The organism is Vibrio rumoiensis (assembly GCF_002218045.2).
Lineage (GTDB): Bacteria > Pseudomonadota > Gammaproteobacteria > Enterobacterales > Vibrionaceae > Vibrio > Vibrio rumoiensis.
This window is the reverse complement of record NZ_AP018685.1, coordinates 423,858-447,857: the sequence shown is the minus strand read 5'-3', so window position 1 is coordinate 447,857 and position 24,000 is coordinate 423,858. Positions and strand designations below refer to the sequence as shown.

The following is a 24,000-nucleotide window of genomic DNA, read 5'->3' as shown; positions in this document are numbered from 1 at the left end:
TTCGCATGATTTTGTCTAGACTGATATGATTTAAACAAAATCATGCGTTTAAATTTGTATATTTAACACCGTTTATCAGTTAAAGGGTATATTATTTTTTCTAAATACCCTGTAATATCGTGTAAATCTAAATTTTTGTCCGTTTTCGGCTTTATATACCCTTTCCTTAACGCTTAACTATCTAGCATGTTAAGAGGATGATGATGATAAAAACTCCAAAGATAAATAAATTAGCCATTTTCCTTGGTTGCCAATTAATCGCTCTGCCAACATACGCGCAATCTCTTGAACAAGCGATTGCCAATGCATTAGCAACAAACCCAAATATTCAATCAACCTACAATGAATTTATCAGCCAAAAAGAAACCAGCCGAGCCTCAACTGGTAAATATTTACCATCGGTCGATCTTGAAGCTGGTGTCGGCTATGAAGATTATGACAACAGTGCAGGCTCTCAAGGCGAATACAACCCTCGCTACGCTCAAATCAGTATTCGTCAGTTAATCTGGGATGGCTCAAGCACTTATAACGATATAAAAAGAACAAAAGCAGAAGCTGAATCTCAACGCTATCAATTACTCGCTGATGCCCAAGATATGGCATTATCCACTGCTGAAGCTTATATTGATGTCATTCAAGCCCAAGAGGTGGTTACCCTATCTCAAGCAAACCATGATGTTCACATGCGTATCTATCGTGATATCAAAAAACGTACAGATTCAGGTTTAAGCTCAACGGCAGATCTCGTTCAGGTTGAGGGACGTGTTGCACAAGCCAATACCAACTTACTTTCAGCTCAAAGTAACCTTAACGACAAAATTACAGCATTTGTAAGAATAGTTGGCTCTTACCCTCAAGATTTAAGAAAACCTAAAGTTGATGATACTTACATCGCTAAGTCGCTAAATGATGCGCTTGAGAAAGCCAAAGCCAATAACCCAACTATGTATTTGGCTTACCATGATGTGCAAGCCGCTCAATATCAATACGAACAAACCAAAGGCACTATGTTACCGACATTTACTGTCGAAGGCTCACAGAAATATGGTGATGAAATTGACGCATCTGATGGGGATACTGATGAGCTTAAAGTAATGCTTAAAATGAACTACAACCTGTACAACGGTGGTAGTGACGCAGCAGACAGTCGTTCAGCTGCCAGCCAAATCAGCAAAGCGAAAAATATTCGAGATAACGCCTACCGCTTATTAGAAGAAAGCACCCGTTTATCATGGAGTGCTAAAGAACTGGCGGAATCACAAGAAAAGTTTCTTCAACAACACGTAGATTCTGCGGCAAAAACCATCATCGCTTATGAGAAGCAATACAAAATCGGTAAACGAACCTTATTGGACCTATTAAACACCGAAAATGAGTTATTTGAATCTCGTAAAGCTTATTTAAGCGCACACTATTCTGGTATTATTGCTGATTATCGCCTATTGAATTCAACAGGTCTGCTTCTGAATGAGTTACGTGTTGCCATCCCTGATGAATGGGCTCGTTCGTCTAAATAAGGAAATATTATGAAAGCATTAACTCTTTCTTTATTGGTTTTACTATTGGGTGCATGTTCAAACCTAGAATCTGATCCACCGCCAATCGCCTTTCATTCAAAAGATTTGAGCGATTCAGATAATGACGGTGTGATCAACGCGCGTGATTTATGTGCTAATACTCGTAAAAACGCCGTGATTGATAACAATGGTTGCCCTACTGTTGTCCATTCAGAAGAAGAAAATAAACTACACATTTTATTTGCTAACGATTCAACCGTGATTCCTGCCGCTTATGATAAGCACATTAAGAATATGAGTAGTTTCTTAGATAAATATCCACAAACTCATATTGTACTTAATGGTTATGCTAGCCCAGTTGGCCCGGCAGAGCACAACAAGTACCTCTCGATACATCGTGCAGCGAATGTCTATAAAGCCTTGGTTGCCGCAGGCGTCAGTCCTAAACGTATTGAAACCGTAGGTTACGGTGACAGCGATCCAATTCAAGCAACATCGAGAGAAGAAACTATGACATTAAGCCGTCGTGTTACTGCCTCAGTGGTAGGGATGGATAGCAGCGTAGTAGAAAGCTGGACTATCTATGATCAACGTAAAGACTAAGAGATCTTTTCTCTCTTTCTCGCTTACCGCCTATCTTTTCTTAATCTTGTTAATCATTTCAGTGAGAGCTTCGGCTCTCACTGCTGTTGAACAACAAATCATTACCTTCAGTCATGAGCATTTTGGACAACGTGCTGGTTTACGAATCAAAGCATGGCTAGATCTCACCCATAACTTACAGAATCACTCCCTCTCTCTACAATTATCCGAAGTGAATAACTTTTTTAATCAATTAGTGTTTATTGATGATATAAAGTTATAGGGTGAAGATGATTATTGGGCAACACCGGTGCAGTTTCTTAATGCTGGCGGTGGAGACTGTGAAGATTTTAGTATTGCCAAATATTATACCCTGCGAGAATTAGGGGTAGATGACGAGAAATTGCGCTTAATCTACGTAAAATCACTGACATTAAACCAATTTCATATGGTCGTTGCCTATTATGAAACGCCAAGTTCAATGCCTTTAATTTTAGATAATATTGATGGCGAAATAAAACCGGCCAGTCAAAGAAGCGATCTCGTTCCTGTCTATAGTTTTAACGCCACTAACTTATGGATCACAAAAGGAGGCGCAGCTGGAAGCCAATCAGTGCCGGCCGGTAATGTCTCCAATTTAAGTATGTGGCAAAAATTACGTAAGCGAAGTCAGCATGACACTCATCACCCTATTATAAACTTGGATCAATGATGCTATGAGTCTATATAATAAATTTCAAATTTGGTTATCGATAACCTTCTTAATATTGACGACATCGGTTTTTGGCTTACTACTCCACTCTAGCCATACTTACCTGAAGACTCAGCAAAAGATTGAGATGACGAACATGATCAGCGCATTGAATATTGCGCTAACTCCGTTCATTCATCAAAAAGATAAAGTGGGTTTAGAGTCCGTCATTAATGCCTCTTTTGATAGTGGCTTCTACGGTTCTATCACACTCAAAATAAATGATAGCAATACCCAAATTCAACGTAAGAATCTTAATCAAAATTCTGACTCACCTGAATGGTTTCAAAAAATTGCGCCTTTTGAAGAGCTAACAGAATCTCGCGTATTAATGGATGGTTGGATGCAAGCCGCAACCTTAACTGTCACCAATAATACGGCAACAGGTTATGACCAATTATGGGCGCTGACTCTACGCTTGCTCACCGCATTTATTATTAATTCATTACTTGCTGCAATCTCGATGATCATCATACTTCGAGTCATGTTCAAACCATTAAAGGACATACAAAAGCGTGCGAATGAAATTAGCTTAAATAAGTTTGGCGACCCTATTCCTCAAGTCAATACTCGTGAACTCTCTGATGTGATACAAGCGATTAATTACATGAGTAAGCATATTGAAGCTCATTACTTACAATCGGCAAATGAAGTAAAACGCCTACGTATGCGCGCTTACCAAGATCCTGTTTCTGAGTTAAGTAATCGTGAATATTTCATCACTCAACTTGAACCATGGCTAACTTCTAACACCCATGATCATTGTGGTCTGTGGTTAATGAAAGTCGATGCCATTGAAGATGCGTATGAAAACAAAGAATTTGATAAAGCCGATAGCATGGTTAAAGAACTTGCTCAGAAATTAAGTTCATTTGTTGACGGAAGAAGTACCTTTTCTCGCTTTAGTCGTTCTGAGTTTATTTTACTGGTCCCTCATTGCCATTATGAGTATTTAGAACAAGTATCAGAGACCGCACTTAATCTCGTTAATGAATGGCAACCGAACGAATTAATTGAAGATAACTCAGCCTCTATTGGGATGATGGTTTTACATCATCAAACCGACATGAGAACAGTTTTCACCCAACTTGATAGCGCCCTAACTCAAGCTCGTCAACAAAGCGGCTTAAAAGCATTTTATATAATGAAAATACTATTTTTATATAATGAAAATACTATTTTGCCTGAGTTTACAAAGGGTAAAATGGAATGGCAGAACTTTGTTAAACAAGGTATTGAAAATCAACAGGTCAAAATTCGACTTCAACCAGCGATTAATAAAGAGCAACAAATCCTGCACTACGAGGCCTTTGCCTATATTGAAGTGGATAATATTATCTACACAGCCAATCATTTTATTACTGCACTAGAAGATAGTGATGTGGCCTATCAATTCGATAATCATGTATTAACGCTTGTGAGTAAGCAATTGGCTGCTAACCCAAGCAAGTCACCGATTACCGTTAATATAAGTAAAGATAGTCTTCATAATAGCCAATTTGTAGTCTTCTTAACTCAAATGCTAAAAGCTAACCCTCAACTTAGAGAGACGCTGGTATTTGAGTTTCCTGAGGTTTGCTTCACTAAGCACCTTGAAGAAACCAAAGTTATTACTCAATTACTACTCCAGCATTCGTTCAAGTTTGGTATTGATAACTTTGGTCATACTTTCAGCTCTATCGATTACTTACATCAAGTTCACCCGACCTATGTCAAATTAGATTTTACGTATACGAGCCAATTGGATGATCCGGCAAAATATGACCTTCTCGCTTCTATGACTCGCATCGCCAAAAACTTAGGCATTGGCATGATTGCAACTCATGTAGAGAATTTAAAGCAAATTGATCAATTAGTTGAGCTTGATATTCGACGCTTCCAAGGGTTCATTACCGATAAGCTAGAATTAAACGGCCATAAAAACGCTGACAAATAACCGTAAAAAGAAAACCCCCTGATAGAAAATATCAGGGGGTTTCTGGTACTAGGTTCTAATGATTAGAGCTTTAGATATTAAGCTCGATTAATCATCAGACTCTAGTACAACATCATCAATAAACACTTCTGTTTGGAATGCCACGTCGCCATTAACATCGATATTTTCAGTGCTGCTTAAATGAGTTAGAGCATAAACTTCCAAAGTTGTGTTACTGCCTGAATTAAAGGCTAATTCCACTTTACGGAAACCATTCGTATCATCGCCGTCAGAATCGATAGCATCATTCGTGAATGTCTTTGTTCTGACTGTGTTACCCGCTAGAGAACCAACACCCATATCTTTCACGCCCAACTCAAGTAAGTTTGGTGACTCATCGCCTTTCTCATCACGGTAATAAACCGTCAAAAGATAGTCGGTATCGGGTTCAATGTTAGGAATGATTTGGCTTACACCAGGCCCCGCTTGTAATGTTGAGCTTTCATTGATTGAAGGGTAAAACAAACGTAGAGAACCAGGATCACCTGAAGCGGTAATATTCGTTGCTTCAACCGCACCCAAACCTAACTCTGGCGTAGCATGCACCAACCAAGCACCACTGCTGTTGCCATTTAAAGCGAAACGAGTAAATGCACCATCAGCGACTTTGCCCATAGCGGGTACCGGTGTAGTATTTACAGGCGCTTTATCCGAGTTAGAAGAGCATCCAGCAAGCACCCCTGCAATAGCTAAAGCTAAGTAAATTTTTCTCATATTATATTCCCTTTCACACGCGATGAAATTGTTAACAAACCAGTCGTTTAAGCCAAATTATAGTTAACTAAAATACATTGGTCATAATTCCTGCCATTTTAACGAAATTTATAGGAAATATCTTCCATTATTAGGGATTTATTACACCTTAAAAATAAAGACTATGGGCTACGAACTAAAATGTATAGGTCAATATCCCTTAGCGAATAACCGCACCAATATATTGCTGTTTACCTGCATTCCTTGCACCAAATCACTATTTAATGAAAAGGTATTTCATTTTATTTCAAATCATGCTTTACCATGTTAATCTAATTGGTATAACAACTTTCGCACATCACAATACTTATTATCATTCGGCTTTAGACTCCAGCCCCTATTGCCATCTTTGCTTTCTTCGCTTAAGGCTATTACATGGAATTTTTAATTAACCTTTCTTTTGCTCAATGGCTTGGCTTTCTCAGCTTCGCCTTAGGGATTTCTACTTTTTATCAAAAGGATGACCGTAAGCTTAAAATTTTAATGGTGATATTCCAGCTGAATAACGTTTTACACTTCTACCTTTTGGGTTCAAATATTTCAGCAATCAGTACCCTTTTATCTTTCTTACGAACTGCCACAGCGATTAAGACCTCAAACAAGGTTGTGGCCGCCTTTTTTGTAATCATCAGTATTGCACTTGGTTTATGGATAGCGGAAGGGCCACTTGATTTACTCCCTATCGCAGGCTCAGTATTAGGCACCATTGCAGTATTTCTCCTAAAAGGGATTCAAATGCGAATTGCCTTTATCATCGGTGCGGTATGCTGGCTGGCCAATAATATTATTGTCGGCTCGATCGGTGGCTCACTCTTAGAAGCGACGTTATTAACCGTAAACTTATTTACTATCATGCGTTTATATCGCAATAAGAAAAAGTTGGAGTCTAACGAAGCGATAGAATCTCCTCTGTTGGATGAAAAGAAATAGTCCCAAAAAACAATAAAGGCGAAGTACTGTAAACCTCAGTACTTCGCCTCTTCATCGCTCACTTCAATTGAAGATCATTTACGACTTATGGTTTAACGTATCCCACAAACCGTTTATGTACATAATACCAAGCGCACGATCATATAGACCATAACCCGGTCTTGCCCACTTCTCTTCTCCCCAAATATGACGTCCATGATCAGGTCGAACATAACCTTGGTAATCATATTTATGCAGCGTTTTTACTACTTCGACAATATCAACCGAACCATCGCACGCGCGGTGTGAACTTTCGATGAAATCCCCATTTTCAAAACGCTTTACGTTACGAATATGCATGAAGTGTATGCGGTCATGGTAGCTTTCAATAATTGCAGGAATATCATTATCAATTGAACCTAATGAGCCGGTACATACGGTTAAACCATTATGAGGTCTATCAACGAGCTTTAAGAAGCGTCCGATATTTTCCTTATTAATGATGATGCGTGGCAGCCCAAAAATAGGGAAAGCAGGATCATCTGGGTGAATCGCCATTTTGATATTACATTCTTCAGCAACCGGAATAATTTGCTCTAAGAAGTATTGGAGGTTTTTCCATAAATCTTCAGCAGTAAAACCCTCGTATTGTTTAAAGGTGTTCTTTAGGTTAGCTAAACGCTCAGGCTCCCAGCCGGGCATGGTCACATCAGTGTTTTTAGAAATCGTCTCAATTAGCTCAATAGGGTCAATTTCATTAATCTTACTTTTTTCAAAAAACAAAGCATTTGAACCATCTGGCATTTTTTTATAGAGATTAGTGCGAGTCCAATCAAATACCGGCATAAAGTTATAACAAACGACTTTGACACCAAATTTAGCCAGCACTCGTAGCGTTTGCTTGTAGTTTTCAATGTATTGATCTCGAGTATCAAGACCCAGTTTAATATCTTCATGCACATTAACGCTTTCTACCACGTCAATATGAAAACCATATTCTTGCGCTTGTTTTTCGACTTCCGCCACACGCTCTGGTGACCAAAGTGCGCCTGCCGGCATGTCGTGCAATGACCAAACTACGCCTTCTACACCCGGAATTTGTTTAATTTGGTCTAAGGTGATTTTATCATTTCCTTCACCATACCAACGAAATGTCATTTTCATAATACTTACCCTTGCCTGCGCTTACACAGTTTGAATAAATTGTTGAACACTTTGCTTAGATCCGTGCTCAATCAGTTGATTTAAAGCATCTATTAACTGTGCTTTAAATATAGAATTACTTGCTAACTCAGCTGAAAATACCGAATCTAACGACAAAAATGCGCTGACGACATCTGATGTAGAATCACCATGCGCTCGCCATATCTCATTGAATGTCGCTTTTAGCGGATCGCGGATATCAATGTCTTCACCATTCTCATCCCTACCACTCACATACTTCATCCATGCCGCCACCGCGAGTACCAAGCCTGAAATATTGATATCATTTTCTAAACCAAACGCTATCGTCTGTAAAAAGCGTTGTGGTAGTTTTTGAGAACCATCCATCGCAATCTGCCAGGTACGATGCTGTAGCGCGATGTTTTGGTATCTTGCAATCAACTGATCTTTATAGGCTTCAAGATCAATCCTTTTACATCCACTGAAGGGCTAATCTCTTTATCCATTAAGTAACGGATAAATGCACTAAAACTTGGATCTGACATGGTTTCCGAAACGGTTTGATAGCCTGCTAAATAACCCAAGTACGCAATAGAAGAATGAGTGCCATTGAGTAGCCTTAGCTTCATATTTTCGAACGGAATAACGTCATCGGTCAGCATAATATTGGCGATAGAGGTTTTCCCAAGCCGGTCGCTCGTTATTAAACTTATCTTCAATCACCCATTGTAAAAAGGGTTCTGTGCTCACGCAGCAATCATCCTCTACCCCTAGTTGTTGGGATATTTTATTGATATCCGCTTGGGTCGTTTGAGGCACAATTCGGTCGACCATGCTGCAAGGAAAATCAATATTATCTTTAATCCATACCGCTAGCTCAGGATCAAGTTGCTGTGCAAAATCCAATACGACACGTTTTAATACATGACCATTTTCAGGTAGGTTGTCACAAGTTAATGGCGTGAATGGTGCAATACCTTTCTCTTTACGAGTTTTGATGGCAGAAACCAAAAAACCAATAGCGCTGTGTGGTTGGTCAATATGCTGCAAATCATGTTGAATTAACGGATGATTTGTATCTAAATGACCTGTCGCTGGCAAATGGCAATAGCCTTTTTCTGTAATTGTCAGAGAAACAATTTTCACTGTTTCGCTGGTCATATAACCAAGAATTTTCTCAACTTGATTATTAAAAAGCACCTCTTCAACGGCACCAATCACTTCAAGGTTAACCTGTTCATCTTGACCAACCGCAACTGTGTACAGGTTATCTTGGCTTGAGAACTCTTGCTCTAGCCCTGTTTCCGATTCAGGTTTACCAGCTGCTCGCCAATTATTGACGCCGACAATTTTCCAGTCGCCACCAAATTCTTTCATTGCGACATCGGTAATTAACGCCTGATGCGCGCGATGAAATGCGCCAAAGCCTAAATGCACAATACCAACTTTTGCATTGAGATTATTTTGACTAGGGAGTGAGCTTGCGGTGACATGCTCTAAGTTAACTAGATTCAACTTCATAATACGTTCGCCATTTCATATTGTTTTTTAAATTGACTGTTAAATATTCTTCTACAGCGCTAAACCAACTTAAAAAACAATAAGTAATTTGATTGGGATCTCTTTGGCTAAAAGGTAAATAATAAGGCTCAGGCTAACCTAATGCGTCGACCTGAACCTTACCTATTTCGGTTGTATAGCTAGACCATTGAATTACTTAGTATTTTGAATATCATTAAGCATATCGACAAGATCTGGGTTTTCTTTCTTAAACTTCTCGTAAACAGGTTTTACCGCTTCTTGGAACGATGCCGTATCACTGTCTATGAATGTGATGCCTTTGGTTTTTAGATCGGCCGTTGCATGGTCAACATAGTTCTTCCAGTTGACTTCTTGCTGCTTCGCCGTTTCTTTTGCCACTTTACGGATAGTTTCTTGCTGCTCAGGTGTCAGTTCATCCCAAACGCTAGTTGAGACCACAAGCACGTCTGGCACCATGGTGTGCTTGTCATAAGAGAAGGTTTTCTTCACTTCAAAATGACGAGAAGAGTAATATGATGGAATGTTGTTTTCTGCCCCATCGACTACCCCTTGCTGTAGCGCTGAATATAATTCGCCGTATGGTAGTGGAACCGGGGTTGCCCCTAGAGATTTGATGATATCAATCGCCAGTGGTGAGTTTTGAACACGGATCTTCATGCCTTTCAGATCAGCAGGCGTTTTGATTGCTTTATCGGTATAGAAACTACGTGCACCCGCATCTAGGAATGCCAAGCCAACAAAACCGTCATCACGAGAAGAGGCTAAAATTTTGTCACCAATAGGCCCATTCAGTACATCGCGATACTGCTGCTCACTGCTGTATAAATAAGGGAGAGATAAGATCTTATAATCTTTCGAAAATGACTCCAGCGGAGCAGCACTCACTTTAGTAAAGGCAACCGTGCCATTTTGCACCATTTGCAATAAGCTCGTTTCATTGCCTAACGTTCCATTGGCGTACACTTTTACCCTGATTTTCGTTTCATCTTTAACATGGTCAGCAAACCAACTTAACGATTGGTGAACTGGATGTTCAGTGGGTAGTGCATGAGCTAATTTCAATGTTTGAGCATAAACACTAGAGGTAAATGTTGCTCCAGCTAAGATTCCCGCAAGCATTAACTTATTCAGTTTCATATTATTATTCCCTTATTTGTTTCTACGTTATTGAACTTATTAAGATACATATCCCGCCAAATGAGGTAGCCACATAGTTAGTGATGGCACCATAATGATCAGTCCCAAAGTTAGAACCATAATTAAGAATAAAGGTATTAACTTAGGCACTACATCGCCGAGCTTATTACCAGAGACACTACAGCCCACAAATAGAGCCGTACCAACTGGTGGAGTACAAATGCCGATACAAAGGTTAAATACCATGATGATGCCAAATTGAATTGGGTCGACGCCAAGCTCAACGGCGATAGGTAAAAATATCGGTGTGAAGATCAGAACCGCTGGAGACATATCCATGAATGTCCCCACCACTAATAAAATCAAATTCATTAGCAGCATAATAACCAGCGGGTTGGTTGAATAATTAAGAACGAAGTCTGCAATCGCACCCGGAATATCAGCATTGGCCATAGACCATGACATTGCCGAAGACGTTGCAATCATCAGTAATACGATAGAAGTCGTAATCACACTATCAAGTAAGATAGGCGCTAGATCTTTAAACTTTAATTCACGATAAGCAAAGCCTAGAATTAAGCTATAAACCACCGCAATAGCTGAGGCTTCCGTTGCAGTAAACGCCCCACCTAAAATACCGCCCATAATAATTAACACTAAAAATAAGCTTGGAATAGCATCCCAAATCACTTTCATTGTTTTTTCTTTTTGAACGATTTTCTCTTGTGGGATCTTGTATTTTTTGCCCAATAGCAGAATACCAATCATAATTCCCAAGCCCATTAAAAGACCCGGAATATAACCAGCAATAAAGAGATACTGCACTGAAGTACTGCTCACTAAAGCATATAAAATCAAGATATTAGAAGGTGGAATTAGCAACCCCGTTGGACAAGAGGCAACATTCACCGCAGTCGAGAAATCTTTCGGGTACTTATGCTTCTCTTGCAGTGGTTTCATTATCCCACCAACCGCTGCGGCAGCCGGCAGCAGAGCCCGATAAAGAGCCAAACATCATATTGGCAATAACATTCACATGAGACAGTGAACCTGGAAGCTTACCGCCGAGCAACATAGCGAAATTAATCAGCCTATTCGCTAAACCGCCTCGATTCATTAAATTCCCAGCCACAATAAAAAATGGCAAAGCTAATAAACCAAAACTATTTAGCCCATTGGTTAATTGTTGTGAAACTAAGATCGACGCTTTATCAATTGGGAAATCAATGAATATTGTCAGTAATGCCGCGCCACCAATCGCAAATGCAATCGGAATACCTATTAATAAAAATATTGCTAACGATCCAAATAGAACCACAATTGGCAGTAAATCGTAGACCATATCAGGCATTGAATTGATGTAGTCTTGAGTAAATATTAAATCAACCAGTGTCATGATATTTCCCTCAGCGAACTATTTGATATATTGATTTGAGAATATCAATACATGCGTAGTAGCAGATAATGACACCCGAAAACGGTACCACCGTGTAGACATAACCAATTAAAAGTTGATGCCCACCGATAGATAACCCAGGAGAGACTTGATTGTGATGCAGCGTCGTCTGATCTGCTCCAGCCAGACTGGACACTTCATTAAGCGACATTTTGATTTTCAAAGTTAACTGGGCTTAGATACCCAAGAGCACTGTGCCTTCTTGTCCGATTATAATCAACCTCTATGTATTCAAAGATCGTTTGGCGCATCTCGTCTCGCGTCATGATCGGCTCATACTGGATCGCTTCAACTTTCAATGAATGGAAGAAGCTCTCAACACAAGCATTATCCCAGCAGTTTCCTTTCCTACTCATACTTTGCTTTAGATTATAAGCAGTTATGATGTCTCGATAATCTTTTGAGCAGTACTGACTACCTCGGTCACTATGAACGATAACCTGCTCAGGGAACCCTCGACGGAACAAGGCCATTGATAACGCATCGCAAACCAGAGTTGCCGTCATTCTGGTATCCATAGACCAACCGACTACTTGCCTGGAATAAAGGTCAATGATTACCGCCAAATACAGCCAGCCTTCGCTTGTCGCAACATAGGTGATGTCTCCCGCCCACTTTTGATTCGGAGCCTCTGCCTTAAAATCCTGAGCCAGCAGGTTCGGAGCAACTGGCATTTTATGTTTGCTGTCCGTCGTACACTCAAACTTACGTGTCGCTTTCGGCGTTAAATCCTGCCGCTTCATACTGGCGGCAATGGTTTTAACATTACGGCTATCACCGTTCTCAGCCAGCTCTTTCTGGATGCGTCTTGAGCCATCACGACCTTTGCTATTATCAAAAGCCTCTTTGACCTTCGTATCAAGCTCTTGGCGAGTTACCTCGCGCTGGATGGCCTTGTGGCGATGCTTAATCCAGTAATAAAACCCACTTCGTGAAACACCGAACACCTTAGCCATGCGGGCAACTCTGAAGCACAGCAGGTGTTCGAGCATAAATTCGTAGCAATCTACTTTAGGTTTTTCGCGAAGTAGGTGGCGGCCTTTTTTACTATATCTAGCTCTTCAGCTTGCTCAGCCAATTGTCGTTTGAGTTTGGCAACTTCAGCGGCTAGATCTTTTTCCCGCTGACTGGTACTGGTGTCGCTCTTAGCTGACTTACGCCAACCATAGATCTGGGATTCGTGTAACGACAGTTGTCTCGCTGCCGCAGCTACTCCCACTTTCTCTGCTAGCTTCAGGGCTTCTGCTTTAAATTCAGGGGAATGGATAATACGTTTTTTCTTGCTTGTCATGGTTCACCTCGTTAGTGATTGTACTCACTTAACTCGGTGTCCAAAACTGCTGGTGCGGATCAATAATGGCCTGACAACTCGCTTGAATCGCTTTAGACATCGTACTATCGAGTAGACCCAACTCTTCGTTAGCTTTAGCAGCGGCTTGTTTGATCATGGCAACAGATTGAATAAAACGAGGAGGCATGGTCAAAGAACTGATTGAAAAATTATCGACGGCTCGTTGAGTTTGAGCCTGATATAAAGCATCTTTGGGGACTTTTACCTCTCCCATGCTGTCATGTTCGGTACGGTAAAAAGTATTGGAGGGAACAGAAGCCATAACATCATCCTTAAATTGTGATGGAATGGCTTCAGTGTCGAACCTATTTGGCCGATATGCAAGTTATCATTGTGATAAGGGAAGATGATTCAACGCTCACCAGTTATCGATTAACGTTGTTTTTCAAATTGCTGAACATCATCGGGGATCACAACCCAATTTTGCTTTTCGCTTGTCCATACATGCATCGTCGGTACAATCATACGTGTATCGTCTAAACTGGCCGCCGCCTTGAATTTGATCATTTCAGGCACGGCAGGGTTTAATTGATAAATACGATTACCGCAACCAGCACAGAAATGACCGATATTTTCATTGCCGCTGTCTGCAGTGCGGCTGGTTTGCTTTAGCTCACCTTGAATATCAATATCCTTTGCATCCAGGACACAAGTGATACTAAACGCACTGGTGGATAATTTTTGGCATTCTTTACAATGGCAAGCCATTACTACTTTAGGTGCCGCTTTCAAGGTAAAGTTCACACTACCACACTGACATTGGCCTTTTACTGGATAACTGACATCCGTCATAACTCGATTCCTTATTCAACCGGTAGATCATGGTTTGCGCCCCATTCAGCCCAAGAGCCATCGTATACGGCTAGGTTAGTATAGCCACAAAGATAAGCCGCCATCAGGACAATACACGCCGTTAAGCCTGAACCACATGAAAATACTTGCTGTTTTGAAGCATCTAAATGCTGTTCAAGTAGTGTTTCCAGCGCCTCGAGTTTCTTGAATTGATGCCCTTCAAGTACCGAACTAAAAGGTAGGTTAATTGAAGATGGAATATGTCCAGATCGCATCCCTTCACGAGGCTCTGCGACTTTACCTAAAAATCGCTCTTGCGAACGCACATCAATAATTTGAATATCATCGTTTGAAATCGCCGCTAACACATCATCCACATTAAACACTTTCTGCGCTTGATAGTTTGCATTCACATTACCCATCGCTCTATCTATATCAGTATAAGAATCCACTAATGGGTAGCCCAATGATTGCCATAATGACAGTCCACCGTCTAAGACATAAACGTGCTCAAAGCCCATGGTTTTAAATATCCACCAAGCGCGAGGAGCGGAATATAAACCTCGAGCATCATAGAGCACCACCACACTATCTTGATTAATGCCTAGCTGACGAGCTTGTTCGATAAACAATTCAGGGCTTGGCATGGTATTTGGTAGTGGATTGGTTAAATCAAGGAAAACATTTTCGATATCAAAAAGCTGAGAGTTAGGTAAATACTGACGAGGCAATTCTAAGGCTTCACCGACCACGGCATGTTGAGTTGTCGTATCAAGAACAACGACATTATCGTCAGAAAAATGATCAAAGAGCCAAGTTGCAGAAACTAAAGGATAATCAGAGTTCATGGCGGTAATCCTTGTTGATTCACATTACATATAAAAATCAGGGTTTTGGATCAAAACTGTACCAATACAATTAAGGGCAACTAATAACCAAAATACAAACTGAAAACGAAACTTACTGGTTTTATGGCGAAAGAGGTGCTGAGCTAACAACGCGCCCGGCCATCCACCTAAAAAAGCAAGTATGTGTAACGTTTTTTCTGGGGTGCGCCAATTACCTTTGATTGACGCTCGTTTGTCTTTCCAATAGACAATAAAAGTGACAAAACTCAGGATTAAGCAGTAAATTAATCCAGCTTGCAGGGTAATCATTAAAACGTACTCTTTTAAGGGGAGTGTAAAATTGATATACGAATAATACTCCACCCCATGACTAACTACTATAGTTTGACTTTAGAGCACTTCATTACCAGAAGACTTACCCTGCGAGAACAGCTTAATGTTACTTAATGTCGTATCAGCAATATTGGCTAATGCTTCATTCGTTAGAAATGCCTGATGTCCGGTGAATAAAACATTATGACAAGCGGATAAACGACGGAAAATATCATCGGTAATAATGTCATTGGATTTATCTTGGAAGAACAATTCTTTCTCATTGTCATATACATCAAGTCCCAATGCGCCAATTTTTCCGGCTTTTAGCGCTTCAATGGCATCTTGTGAATCCAGTAGACCACCTCGGCTGGTATTGATAATCATCACTTTATCTTTCATTTTACTAAATGATTCAGCATTTAAGAGCCGGCGATTTTCTGATGTTAAAGGACAATGCAGTGTGATCACATCCGATTGCTGATAAATATCGTCAAGCGAAGAGTAAGTTGCGCCAATCTCATTTGCGGCATCACTAGGGTATGGGTCGTAGCATAAAACATTCATACCTAGTCCTTTTAAAATACGCATAATGGCTAAGCCAATTTTACCAGTACCAATCACGCCTGCGGTTTTACCATAAAAGTTAAATCCAGTTAGACCTTCTAAAGAAAAGTTAGCATCACGGGTACGCTGATAAGCTTTATGGAAACGACGATTTAAGCACATCATCATGCCTACTGCATGTTCCGCAATGGCCTCTGGTGAATATGCTGGCACTCTTACAACTTGTAATCCCAATTCTTTTGCAGCTTCTAAATCAACACGGTCAAATCCGGCACAGCGCATTGCAATCAGTTTAGTGCCTTGCTTTGCCAGTTTCTCTAGTACAGGACGACTTAAGTCATCATTAACAAACGCACAGACGACTTGAGAATCTTCAGCAATTGACGCGGTTTTTAAATCCAGTTGAAAATTATAAAAATGACATTCATGACCATGGTTTTCATTCGCCTGACAAAATGATGCTTCATCATACGATTTTGTGCTAAACATTGAGATTTTCATCCGATACCTCTGATTTAAAAATTAATCAATCTAGGTCAATACTACGCCTCTGAAGCCCACATACACAAATAATTGAAAGCCAAATATACAAAATTCATATAATAAAAAACCAGCACTAGGCTGGCTTTCATCTATTACTCATAAAGAGAAGCATGACACATCAATCGTGAGCCAGTCGTTCGACATGCCATGCGTTCATTCTTTTCATCGACATTACTGACAGCAATATAATCGCCCCGCCGCCCATTACACAGATCACCGCATAAGGAGCCGTTAACGAGGTTTGTTGAATCAAGCCCGCCAATAATGACGCGCCGCTCATTTGAATAAAGCCAAGCATTGCCGCCGCGGTTCCAGCGCGTTCGCCAAAACCAGATAATGCCATGCTGGTTGCCGGACCAAGCAGCAAAGCAAAGCCAATACATAGCAATGCCATTGGTAGCATGAAACCTGCCGCTGCTGCCAATGGTGAAACAAGCCCAGATTGCTGGACCGCAAATTGTAAAGCCGCCGAAACGATAAATAATGATAATGCAAAGATAACGGTTGGGCGATTACCAAGCTTTTTGATCACCCATGGTGCGCCAAAGCAAGCACCGATATTAATCAGTGCATTGACACCAAACAAACCACTAAACGCTAATTCCGACATTCCTAAATGTCCAATCAACCACACTGGTGAGTAAGACACGTAAGTTAAAATCGCGCCCATGCCTGTCATGCAGCAAATGGCATAAAAAAGAAAGTGTCGATCCATCAATACTGGCTGATAACGAGCCCAACGGTACAGAGCGCCGTCACTGACCGTATTCGCTGGTCGTGTTTCCGGGAAGCGAAACGCCACCATGCATAAAATCAAAATCGAATAGCAGGTCATAAATACAAACGTTGAACGCCAACCAAAATGCAGTGCTAATACCCCACCTAAGGTTGGAGCTAATGCTGGTATCACACAAATCGCGCCATTGAGGTAGCTATAAATTTTTGCCCCATCTTTTACGCTGTAACAATCTCGAACCGCGCTGAATACGACAATTGAAGTCGAGCAAGCCGCTAACCCTTGTAGTACTCGAGCAATTTGTAACAACTCAAACTCTTGTGCTACGGCGGCTAGAACACTACTCAACCCGTATAAAATGACACCAAACAACGCAACTGGTCGGCGACCAAAACGGTCAGCAAGCGGGCCAATCACAATCTGGCCTAATCCCATTGCGAACAAAAATAGAATTAAAGTGGATTGAACTTCACTATTGGAAACAGAAAATTCCGCCGCCATCGTCGGGAGAGACGGTAAATAAATATCGATAGCTAATGGGCTAAGTAACACCATCGCCATTAACATAGGTAATAAGTTGCGTTGCATCGAATTCTCGTAAAAGTTGGCACATCAGATAAGGCCGCTAGTGTAGCGCTTAGATGTTATGAATAGAAATGGTATAATAGCTAAAGACAATTTCCCTAAAGGAATAACAGTGAATTTAGATAAACTAGCCAGAATCGATCTTAACTTACTCGTAATTTTACAAGTTCTGATTGAAGAACAAAGTGTTACGCGTGCGGCAAGTCGTTTGAATTTAAGTCAATCGGCATTAAGTAAAAGCTTAAACCGTCTACGCGATACACTAGAAGATCCCCTCTTTCAGCGTACTTCTCATGGTTTAAAACCAACCGCTCATGCCCTCGCATTAGCCAAAATTTTGCCGAGCGTACTCCAAGACTTATACCAAATCACTCAACCACCCACGTTTACCCCAGAGACGAGCCACCGTAAGTTTAGTTTTTCTATGGTTGAAAGTGCCTACGAAACCTTGATTCCCTCTTTTATTGGGTCATTACTTAACCAAGCGCCTAATATTCAACTTGATTCTTATCTATGGACTGGCCAATCGTTTAACGACTTGCAACACGGGCAAATCGATTTTGGTATTGCTGGGCGGGATTTGCATCCTCAATCAGAATTTAGTGTCGGCAAGCTACCCGAAGGCATTGAGCACCAAACCTTATTTAAGGATCAACAAGTTTGCTTGGTACGAAATGATCATCCCGTATTAAAAACAATTAAAGAGACTGACTGGACATTAGAGCACTATTTAGCGTTATCACATGTGCAAGTTCGTTGCGAAGGTAAGGAATGGTGGGCGTTAGATTACTACCTCGCAGAATTAGGTCATCATCGTAAAATTAATACTACTGTGCCGGATTTTTATGGCGCGGCGAGCGTATGTGCTCATACTGATTTGATCTTCACCCTACCCTCAAGCTTTGCTAGCCACGCACTAAAGCTTTATCCGCTGACTCAATTACCGCTACCATTTGAATTTATGCCAATGGCTTATGTATTGCTGTGGCATGAAAGAAATAATCAAGACCAAGGTCATCAATGGATACGTGAGACGATATGCCAATCTATTCAACAGGCCGGACTGCCGTACCAACCTACCTCATTATCATAAAACAACGGATTGCCCCGAATTCAACACCAAAACAATGTAAAAAGGAGCTCAAGTGAGCTCCTTATTAACTAAGTACAATTACTATACGTGCATAGTGGTTTATGGCACACCGTGACCTTTCGACGCAATCCACACTCTAAACCATTGCTCACGGGTTAATTCAATGCTTAGAGCATCAATCGCAGTTTGAACTCGCTCAATTTTACCAGAACCAATGATTGGCATTGGCTTAGATGGCAAACGACGAACCCAAGCATAGATCACTTGATCAATACTTTGTGCGCCGACTTCTTCACGAATCGCTTCTAGTTCATCACGTACGCGAATATGTTGCTCTTTTAAACCATTAAAAATAGAGCCACCAGCAAGGCAAGACCAAGCCATTGGCTTTACACGCAATTGTTGAAGCAAATCTAGAGTACCGTCATCAACTACATCAAAATTTAATGGGTTAATTTCAACCTGGTTGGTCACTAACGGCGCATCTAAACGAGATTGAAGTAACTCAAATTGACGAGGTGTAAAGTTAGACACACCAAAGTGCTTCACTTTACCGACTTGTTTTAGCTCAGAAAATGTCTCAGCCACTTCATCCGCATCCATTAGTGCATCCGGGCGATGAATTAATAGCACATCAATATCTTCAACTTGTAAGCGCGCTAATGAGTTATTGACTGATTCAACAATGTGATTCTTGCTGGTGTTGTAGTGATTCACTTTCCAATCGGGATTTTATCGCCGCATAATTTGATATCGCATTTAGTGACGATCTCAATTTGATCACGCATGCTTTTATCGAGAGCTAATCCTTCACCAAATAATTGTTCACACTCGTAGTAACCATAAATATCCGCGTGGTCGACCGTGGTCACACCGAGTTCAACATGTTGCTTTAAAAATGTTAAACGTTCTTGTGGTGTCATTCCCCAATCGCCTAAGCGCCAATAACCTTGCACTAGCTCTGAAAATTCAGGCCCTTGAGGTGCTATTTGTTGTTTTTTCACTGCAACCATTTGGTTGACTCCCTGTTGTTTAACCTCAGATGAGGATATTTTGAATTCGATGAAAGCCTATGACTACTCTCGATTTTTATCAATCCTATGGCGTTTTTCATCTAGGTACAATGGCTAATTTAAAAAGCTAACATCACGGTAATGCAGGTTATAGAATGTTTGATCTTAGTAGCGTTTTCCAGCTAATACGATGAATGTATGAAACCGTTTCTTGCTCCTACCCATAAAAATAGCCTCACCAATTGTTTCTCGGTGAGGCTATCTGTATTACTGCAAACTTAAAATGACATTAGCCATCGGTTGGTTTCATTGAGTTTGGATCAAACAAGTCATTAATGATATGACCTGCTGAGCTTGTGTCATGCAGCCCTGATAAATCCATTCCCATTCCAGATACATCCGGTTGGTCAAGATGCTGGGTAGACGCTAAATCATCCGCTGATGCTTCTTCCGGCTTACCAATATCTGCTGCCGATGAAGGTGCTGCCTCACCTAGTAATTTATCCATATCAAGATTGCCATTCTGATCGTCTTGATCAAGCAAATCTGACACATCAAAGTCAGAATCACTGTGCAGCATCATCACATCATCTGTCATTTCCATGCCTGACATATCGCTATCTAGGCCGCCATCTAGACCATTGGCAGCAAGATGATCCCAATCAAAACTGTCATCATCATCGCCAAAGAATCCATCATCTTGATTTGCATCATCCGCGTATATTGAGCTATCACTCGCGTCGTCATTTGAATACAAGCTATCTTGCTCGCTATCAAAATCATCACTTGAATCATCAGCATTCAGCGCATCATCATCCGCCAACGCTGTCTCATCATCTTGTGAAGACTGCTCAAAGTAATTTGAACTATCCTCGTTACTTGCTAACTCATCCGTATCATTTTCATGATCAAATGGGTTATCAGCTAGCGACAAGTCTTGGTTAGCTAAATCATCTTGAGTGGTTGCGTCATGCACGTCTTGTTGAAGTTCAGATACTTTATCCGCGACAGTTTCACCAATATTATCTTGAGAAAGCGCTGATACTTCATCAACGATCGCGTGTAAATCATCCGATAGTAGATCAGCATTCTCGGCTAATTGCTCTGCCATTTCAGGGTTTGCGGCTAATAAATCCGCCACATTTTGACCTTCTACAGCATGTTCCGCATCACCCACTGCCGCGGCTTGTACATTCTCAGCGTTGTTAGACGAAGCCGATGAATTATTTTGACCTGCATCATCACGCTGTGAATCTAACCCTGTGGTATTAAAGCTTGCGGTAGAAACATTATGCTCGGCCACCACACGGTTATCCGCAGATTTAGTCACTACTGTAAATTCAGTCGTGGTTGATTCAGCTTGTTGGTGTACATAAGCCTCTGCAACTTGATCTGGTGTTAATGTGACAGAGCCATCTTCAGCAACCGTCCCTAAAGGTTGGTTATCTGCATCCACAATTTGAGCACCATCTAGGTGGTTTAATTGCAGCGAATCGCCTTCTTCTGCAGCAACAGCAGCGCCTAATAGTAACGCTGTTAAAGGTATCGCTGATGTTGCATTCACTTGTGATGTTGCTGATGCCAGATGACTACGTAAGTTCTGAGCTGGCTCTGTTGGTGTATAAGTTGCGTTATAGCTAGAAGCTTGCTCACTAGGTTCATCTGATTCTGTGCTTACAACATCAGTAATGGTGATCGTGCTTTCTGTTGTTTCTTGATTCTTACCATCAGCATCACCGTTATCTGTCGTCGTCATAGTGATAGTGTCATCGCCACTGTAACCATCATCTGGTGTATAGATAATACCGCCATCAAGTACGGCATTGATATCATCTAATGAACCTTCGATAGTGTAAGTACCATCACCACTTTCAGTAATAGTTAGACCTGATGTGTCCGTACCTTCTGGTAAAGATAAACTGCCATTTCCAGCATGTAACTCAACAGTAAAGTCACCCTTACCTTCCGAGGCGTCCACATCACTAATTTGTAAACCTGTGATCGTAGTGACACCATCAGCAGACGCTGGAACGGAGTCAGGTACTGTATTCACCGCTGCATCATTTTCTGCCTTCACATCAATATCAACTGTGACGTTTTCGACAGGGCCAGAGGTATCACCGTTATCATTACCTTGGATAGCAAGATCAAGGGTTCCGTCCCAATCTTCGCCAGCCACAGTCATGTTGTCAGAGTTACCATCTTCTGGTGGGTAAAAGATGATGCTATCCAGATCCGAACCATCTGAAACGATCGTTACCGTACCATCTGGATTTTGAATAATTTCACCATCTGAGCCTTCTGGGAATCCAAAAGTCGCACCATCAGGCACATTAGAAATGGTCACTTGAACTTGCTCTGGTGCATCTTCCTGAACATTACTTGCAGGATCCGTTACGCTATTTTCATCATCAACGGCATGTGCATTAATATTGATCGTTATGCCATTCGCCACATCTTCATCACCAGAAACAGAAGCATCCACATCGGTATTCACTGCATCTGCTTTTGCATCAACATGGATATTAACAGGTACGTCTTTCTCAACAGGATCACCATTATCATCTGTTGTGTAGACTTTAAGTGTCAGGTCAATATCACCACTAAAATCATTTGGTGGCAGAATACTCAAACCTGATAAATCAAAACTTTGGCCATCATCACTAATTACATCAGGGATAGACCAAACGCCACCCCCCATATTATTAGCGCCTTCAATGACGAAGCCATCTGGCACGCCGGTAATACTGACAGAAACAATCTCTTCCGAGCCATCCATATCAGTCACATTACCGTTAAAATCACCAAATGAAATCGATGTCCCTTCGTCACCTGTAACTTGAACAGGATTATCATCGGTAGCGACTTCACCATTGATTTCAATATCATCATTTACGGCATTAACATCAAAGCTTACATTCTGCTCAAACGAACCACTATTACTGACTTCCTCACCATCAACCATTGCCGTATCAGTCACATCCGTTGTCACGGTAACATCAACAGTGCCGCTGAAATCTGGAGCAGGTTGGAAATAAATTGGGTCATTCGGGTCAACATGAATTTCACCATTGGCATCAGGTTGAATCACATCACCGTTTGCGTCGACAAATTCACCTTGTGATGGATCAACTAATTTAATTGTCACATCGGTAATTTCTTCATCGCCGCCATTATCTTTACCACCGTTATTTTGGTCGCCAATAACCGTACTTAAATCTAACTCAATTAGGCTATCTTCATCGCCACCGCCAGTGATGGTGACGTCTGGAGCATCTGCAACAGGGTCAACATTAACCGTGATATTCATTGAGCCTTCATTAGACTGGCCCTCTCGTTATCAGTTTCCACAACTTTAACGGGAATATCGATATCACCAGCATAATCTGGTGGTAAGTATAGAATCACATCTGGTGGTAACGTTATTGAACCATCAGCATTCGGGGTGACACTAATGACATACTCACCCGTTTGCTCGTTGTACTCCATACCACCAATCGTGGCACCTGGAGGCAAATCATCGGCATTAATAATGATCGAAGTGGTATCGTTATCCAGATCAGAGACGCCATCACCATCAGTATCATCAGTGCTAATCACCAAACCATCAGAAATTAACTCACCTATATTGACGCCACCTTCTTGATCTTCTGAAGCATCGACTTGTTGATCTTGAGTCGCATCATCATCAATATCGCCGGCAGCTGGTGGAGTATAAGTACCGCCACCGCCATCATGTTCATCAGTAAAGTGAAGAGTAATATCGGTTTCTTTGATTATTGTCTCACTTTCCGAGTTAGCATCATCACCCTGGTCTTGTACGGTAACACTGACGTGTATAGTCACATCCCCATCAAACCCACGAGGCGCTTTAATCACGATATCATCGAGTTGATCTTCAGTAATCGTAAACGAACCATTGCCGTTATTTACCGCACCTTCAACCTGGAAACCATCGGGCAAATCATCTGGGAAGGTAATGATCACTTTATTGATTACTTCATCACTTGAAGTGTCATCATTGACCCAATCTAAGCTGTTACCACCTGAGCTACCATTAACTACATCGTTAACTGACAAGTGAATTTCATTTGACCACTCATCATTAGGGTCTTGGTCTTCATATACATCCTGAATTCCGTCACCATCGGTATCTGTAATCGCATTACCGTCAGCATCATCGATAACCAACTTACCACCATCATTCACACCATCACCGTCTTCTTCGACGACCGAGGTAACATCCACATCTAAATTGCCATGGATTGTGGTTTCATCATAGTTATCATCTGGATTTTCAGTATCTGAATCTCGAATCGTGACATCCGTGGTTAAATGCAAATCACTATCTGCATCTTCTGGCATGCTAAGATA

The 24,000-nt window shown here is 41.1% G+C and carries 17 protein-coding genes and 5 pseudogenes; 6 read left to right on the top strand and 16 right to left on the bottom strand.

All coding sequences use genetic code 11. The annotated features are described in order from the left end of the window. Positions 1-203 precede the first annotated feature (203 nt). From VRUMOI_RS02055 to VRUMOI_RS02040, 4 genes and pseudogenes are all read left to right on the top strand, one after another. Positions 204-1,517: a TolC family outer membrane protein gene (locus VRUMOI_RS02055; RefSeq protein ID WP_089139930.1), complete on the top strand. Its 1,314-nt coding sequence runs from the start codon at positions 204-206 to the stop codon at positions 1,515-1,517. Between the two features lie 9 nt (positions 1,518-1,526). Beyond that, positions 1,527-2,120 carry an OmpA family protein gene (locus tag VRUMOI_RS02050; RefSeq protein ID WP_089139926.1) on the top strand — a complete coding sequence of 198 codons (594 nt, stop codon included), beginning with the start codon at positions 1,527-1,529 and terminating at the stop codon, positions 2,118-2,120. Next, positions 2,101-2,811, top strand: a pseudogene (locus tag VRUMOI_RS19695) (transglutaminase-like cysteine peptidase). The gene VRUMOI_RS02050 and the pseudogene VRUMOI_RS19695 overlap by 20 nt, the downstream one beginning before the upstream one ends. A 4-nt stretch (positions 2,812-2,815) precedes the next feature. Next, positions 2,816-4,786 (top strand): bifunctional diguanylate cyclase/phosphodiesterase, encoded by a 1,971-nt coding sequence (locus tag VRUMOI_RS02040; RefSeq protein ID WP_110410631.1) that lies wholly within the window; start codon positions 2,816-2,818, stop codon positions 4,784-4,786. 87 nt (positions 4,787-4,873) lie between these two features. Here VRUMOI_RS02040 and VRUMOI_RS02035 read toward each other — a convergent pair whose 3' ends face one another. Next, the gene (locus VRUMOI_RS02035) at positions 4,874-5,539 is read right to left on the bottom strand and encodes a hypothetical protein (RefSeq protein ID WP_110410630.1); all 666 of its coding nucleotides are present in this window, start codon (positions 5,537-5,539) and stop codon (positions 4,874-4,876) included. Positions 5,540-5,953: 414 nt separating this feature from the next. On the opposite strand from VRUMOI_RS02035, the gene VRUMOI_RS02030 reads away from it, so the two are divergent. Then, on the top strand, positions 5,954-6,508 hold the full coding sequence (locus tag VRUMOI_RS02030) for a YgjV family protein (protein WP_110410629.1): 555 nt from the start codon (positions 5,954-5,956) through the stop codon (positions 6,506-6,508). A 78-nt stretch (positions 6,509-6,586) separates the two neighbouring features. On the opposite strand, the gene uxuA is transcribed toward VRUMOI_RS02030, so the two are convergent. The 12 genes and pseudogenes from uxuA to VRUMOI_RS01965 all read right to left on the bottom strand — a co-directional run bounded on the left by uxuA (position 6,587) and on the right by VRUMOI_RS01965 (position 17,523). Then, entirely contained in the window at positions 6,587-7,651 is a 1,065-nt protein-coding gene (gene uxuA / locus VRUMOI_RS02025) for a mannonate dehydratase (protein WP_027695795.1), read from the bottom strand. Between the two features lie 21 nt (positions 7,652-7,672). Then, positions 7,673-8,280 (bottom strand): annotated as a pseudogene (locus VRUMOI_RS19580) (mannitol dehydrogenase family protein). Positions 8,281-8,299: 19 nt separating this feature from the next. Then, positions 8,300-9,172: a mannitol dehydrogenase family protein gene (locus VRUMOI_RS19575; protein ID WP_110410626.1), complete on the bottom strand. Its 873-nt coding sequence runs from the start codon at positions 9,170-9,172 to the stop codon at positions 8,300-8,302. 192 nt (positions 9,173-9,364) lie between these two features. Then, positions 9,365-10,330, bottom strand: a complete 966-nt coding sequence (locus VRUMOI_RS02005; RefSeq protein ID WP_110410625.1) for a TRAP transporter substrate-binding protein — start codon at positions 10,328-10,330, stop codon at positions 9,365-9,367. 39 nt (positions 10,331-10,369) lie between these two features. Continuing rightward, positions 10,370-11,672, bottom strand: a pseudogene (locus VRUMOI_RS02000) (TRAP transporter large permease). 254 nt (positions 11,673-11,926) lie between these two features. Continuing rightward, positions 11,927-13,077, bottom strand: a protein-coding gene (locus VRUMOI_RS01995) for an IS3 family transposase (RefSeq protein WP_110410624.1) whose coding sequence is annotated in 2 segments (ribosomal slippage) — positions 11,927-12,834 and positions 12,834-13,077 — 1,152 coding nt in all. Because the reading frame shifts where the segments join, the coding sequence is not laid out codon by codon here. A 58-nt stretch (positions 13,078-13,135) separates the two neighbouring features. Continuing rightward, positions 13,136-13,399 (bottom strand): annotated as a pseudogene (gene aspA, locus VRUMOI_RS01990) (aspartate ammonia-lyase); the annotation flags it as partial. Positions 13,400-13,509: 110 nt separating this feature from the next. Further along, positions 13,510-13,929, bottom strand: a complete 420-nt coding sequence (locus VRUMOI_RS01985) for a GFA family protein (protein ID WP_089139877.1) — start codon at positions 13,927-13,929, stop codon at positions 13,510-13,512. 11 nt (positions 13,930-13,940) lie between these two features. Beyond that, complete coding sequence (locus VRUMOI_RS01980; RefSeq protein ID WP_089139878.1) at positions 13,941-14,777, bottom strand: sulfurtransferase; 837 nt, start codon at positions 14,775-14,777, stop codon at positions 13,941-13,943. Positions 14,778-14,801: 24 nt separating this feature from the next. Next, complete coding sequence (locus VRUMOI_RS01975; protein ID WP_089139879.1) at positions 14,802-15,086, bottom strand: DUF1294 domain-containing protein; 285 nt, start codon at positions 15,084-15,086, stop codon at positions 14,802-14,804. 81 nt (positions 15,087-15,167) lie between these two features. Then, complete coding sequence (locus tag VRUMOI_RS01970; RefSeq protein WP_089139880.1) at positions 15,168-16,157, bottom strand: 2-hydroxyacid dehydrogenase; 990 nt, start codon at positions 16,155-16,157, stop codon at positions 15,168-15,170. Positions 16,158-16,317: 160 nt separating this feature from the next. Further along, positions 16,318-17,523, bottom strand: a complete 1,206-nt coding sequence (locus VRUMOI_RS01965; protein ID WP_089139881.1) for a multidrug effflux MFS transporter — start codon at positions 17,521-17,523, stop codon at positions 16,318-16,320. 109 nt (positions 17,524-17,632) lie between these two features. Here VRUMOI_RS01965 and VRUMOI_RS01960 point away from each other — a divergent pair, with 109 nt between their 5' ends. Beyond that, positions 17,633-18,613, top strand: a complete 981-nt coding sequence (locus VRUMOI_RS01960; protein WP_089139882.1) for a LysR family transcriptional regulator — start codon at positions 17,633-17,635, stop codon at positions 18,611-18,613. Positions 18,614-18,712: 99 nt separating this feature from the next. Here VRUMOI_RS01960 and VRUMOI_RS01955 read toward each other — a convergent pair. The 3 genes and pseudogenes from VRUMOI_RS01955 to VRUMOI_RS01945 all read right to left on the bottom strand — a co-directional run bounded on the left by VRUMOI_RS01955 (position 18,713) and on the right by VRUMOI_RS01945 (position 23,991). Continuing rightward, positions 18,713-19,626 (bottom strand): annotated as a pseudogene (locus VRUMOI_RS01955) (aldo/keto reductase). Between the two features lie 289 nt (positions 19,627-19,915). After that, on the bottom strand, positions 19,916-22,936 hold the full coding sequence (locus VRUMOI_RS01950; RefSeq protein WP_110410622.1) for a COG1361 family protein: 3,021 nt from the start codon (positions 22,934-22,936) through the stop codon (positions 19,916-19,918). Then, positions 22,933-23,991, bottom strand: coding sequence for a hypothetical protein (locus tag VRUMOI_RS01945; protein WP_110410621.1), 1,059 nt, complete (start codon positions 23,989-23,991; stop codon positions 22,933-22,935). Before VRUMOI_RS01945 ends, VRUMOI_RS01950 begins: the two co-directional genes overlap by 4 nt. Between the last annotated feature and the right edge of the window lie 9 nt (positions 23,992-24,000).

Coding starts and splice junctions, on each gene's coding strand:
- VRUMOI_RS02050 (WP_089139926.1), top strand. CDS start 1,527: ATGAAAGCATTAACTCTTTCTTTATTGGTTTTACTATTGGGTGCATGT.
- VRUMOI_RS19575 (WP_110410626.1), bottom strand. CDS start 9,172: ATGAAGTTGAATCTAGTTAACTTAGAGCATGTCACCGCAAGCTCACTC.
- VRUMOI_RS02035 (WP_110410630.1), bottom strand. CDS start 5,539: ATGAGAAAAATTTACTTAGCTTTAGCTATTGCAGGGGTGCTTGCTGGA.
- VRUMOI_RS02005 (WP_110410625.1), bottom strand. CDS start 10,330: ATGAAACTGAATAAGTTAATGCTTGCGGGAATCTTAGCTGGAGCAACA.
- uxuA (WP_027695795.1), bottom strand. CDS start 7,651: ATGAAAATGACATTTCGTTGGTATGGTGAAGGAAATGATAAAATCACC.
- VRUMOI_RS01975 (WP_089139879.1), bottom strand. CDS start 15,086: ATGATTACCCTGCAAGCTGGATTAATTTACTGCTTAATCCTGAGTTTT.
- VRUMOI_RS01950 (WP_110410622.1), bottom strand. CDS start 22,936: ATGAATATCACGGTTAATGTTGACCCTGTTGCAGATGCTCCAGACGTC.
- VRUMOI_RS02055 (WP_089139930.1), top strand. CDS start 204: ATGATAAAAACTCCAAAGATAAATAAATTAGCCATTTTCCTTGGTTGC.
- VRUMOI_RS02040 (WP_110410631.1), top strand. CDS start 2,816: ATGAGTCTATATAATAAATTTCAAATTTGGTTATCGATAACCTTCTTA.
- VRUMOI_RS02030 (WP_110410629.1), top strand. CDS start 5,954: ATGGAATTTTTAATTAACCTTTCTTTTGCTCAATGGCTTGGCTTTCTC.
- VRUMOI_RS01970 (WP_089139880.1), bottom strand. CDS start 16,157: ATGAAAATCTCAATGTTTAGCACAAAATCGTATGATGAAGCATCATTT.
- VRUMOI_RS01945 (WP_110410621.1), bottom strand. CDS start 23,991: ATGCCAGAAGATGCAGATAGTGATTTGCATTTAACCACGGATGTCACG.
- VRUMOI_RS01985 (WP_089139877.1), bottom strand. CDS start 13,929: ATGACGGATGTCAGTTATCCAGTAAAAGGCCAATGTCAGTGTGGTAGT.
- VRUMOI_RS01965 (WP_089139881.1), bottom strand. CDS start 17,523: ATGCAACGCAACTTATTACCTATGTTAATGGCGATGGTGTTACTTAGC.
- VRUMOI_RS01980 (WP_089139878.1), bottom strand. CDS start 14,777: ATGAACTCTGATTATCCTTTAGTTTCTGCAACTTGGCTCTTTGATCAT.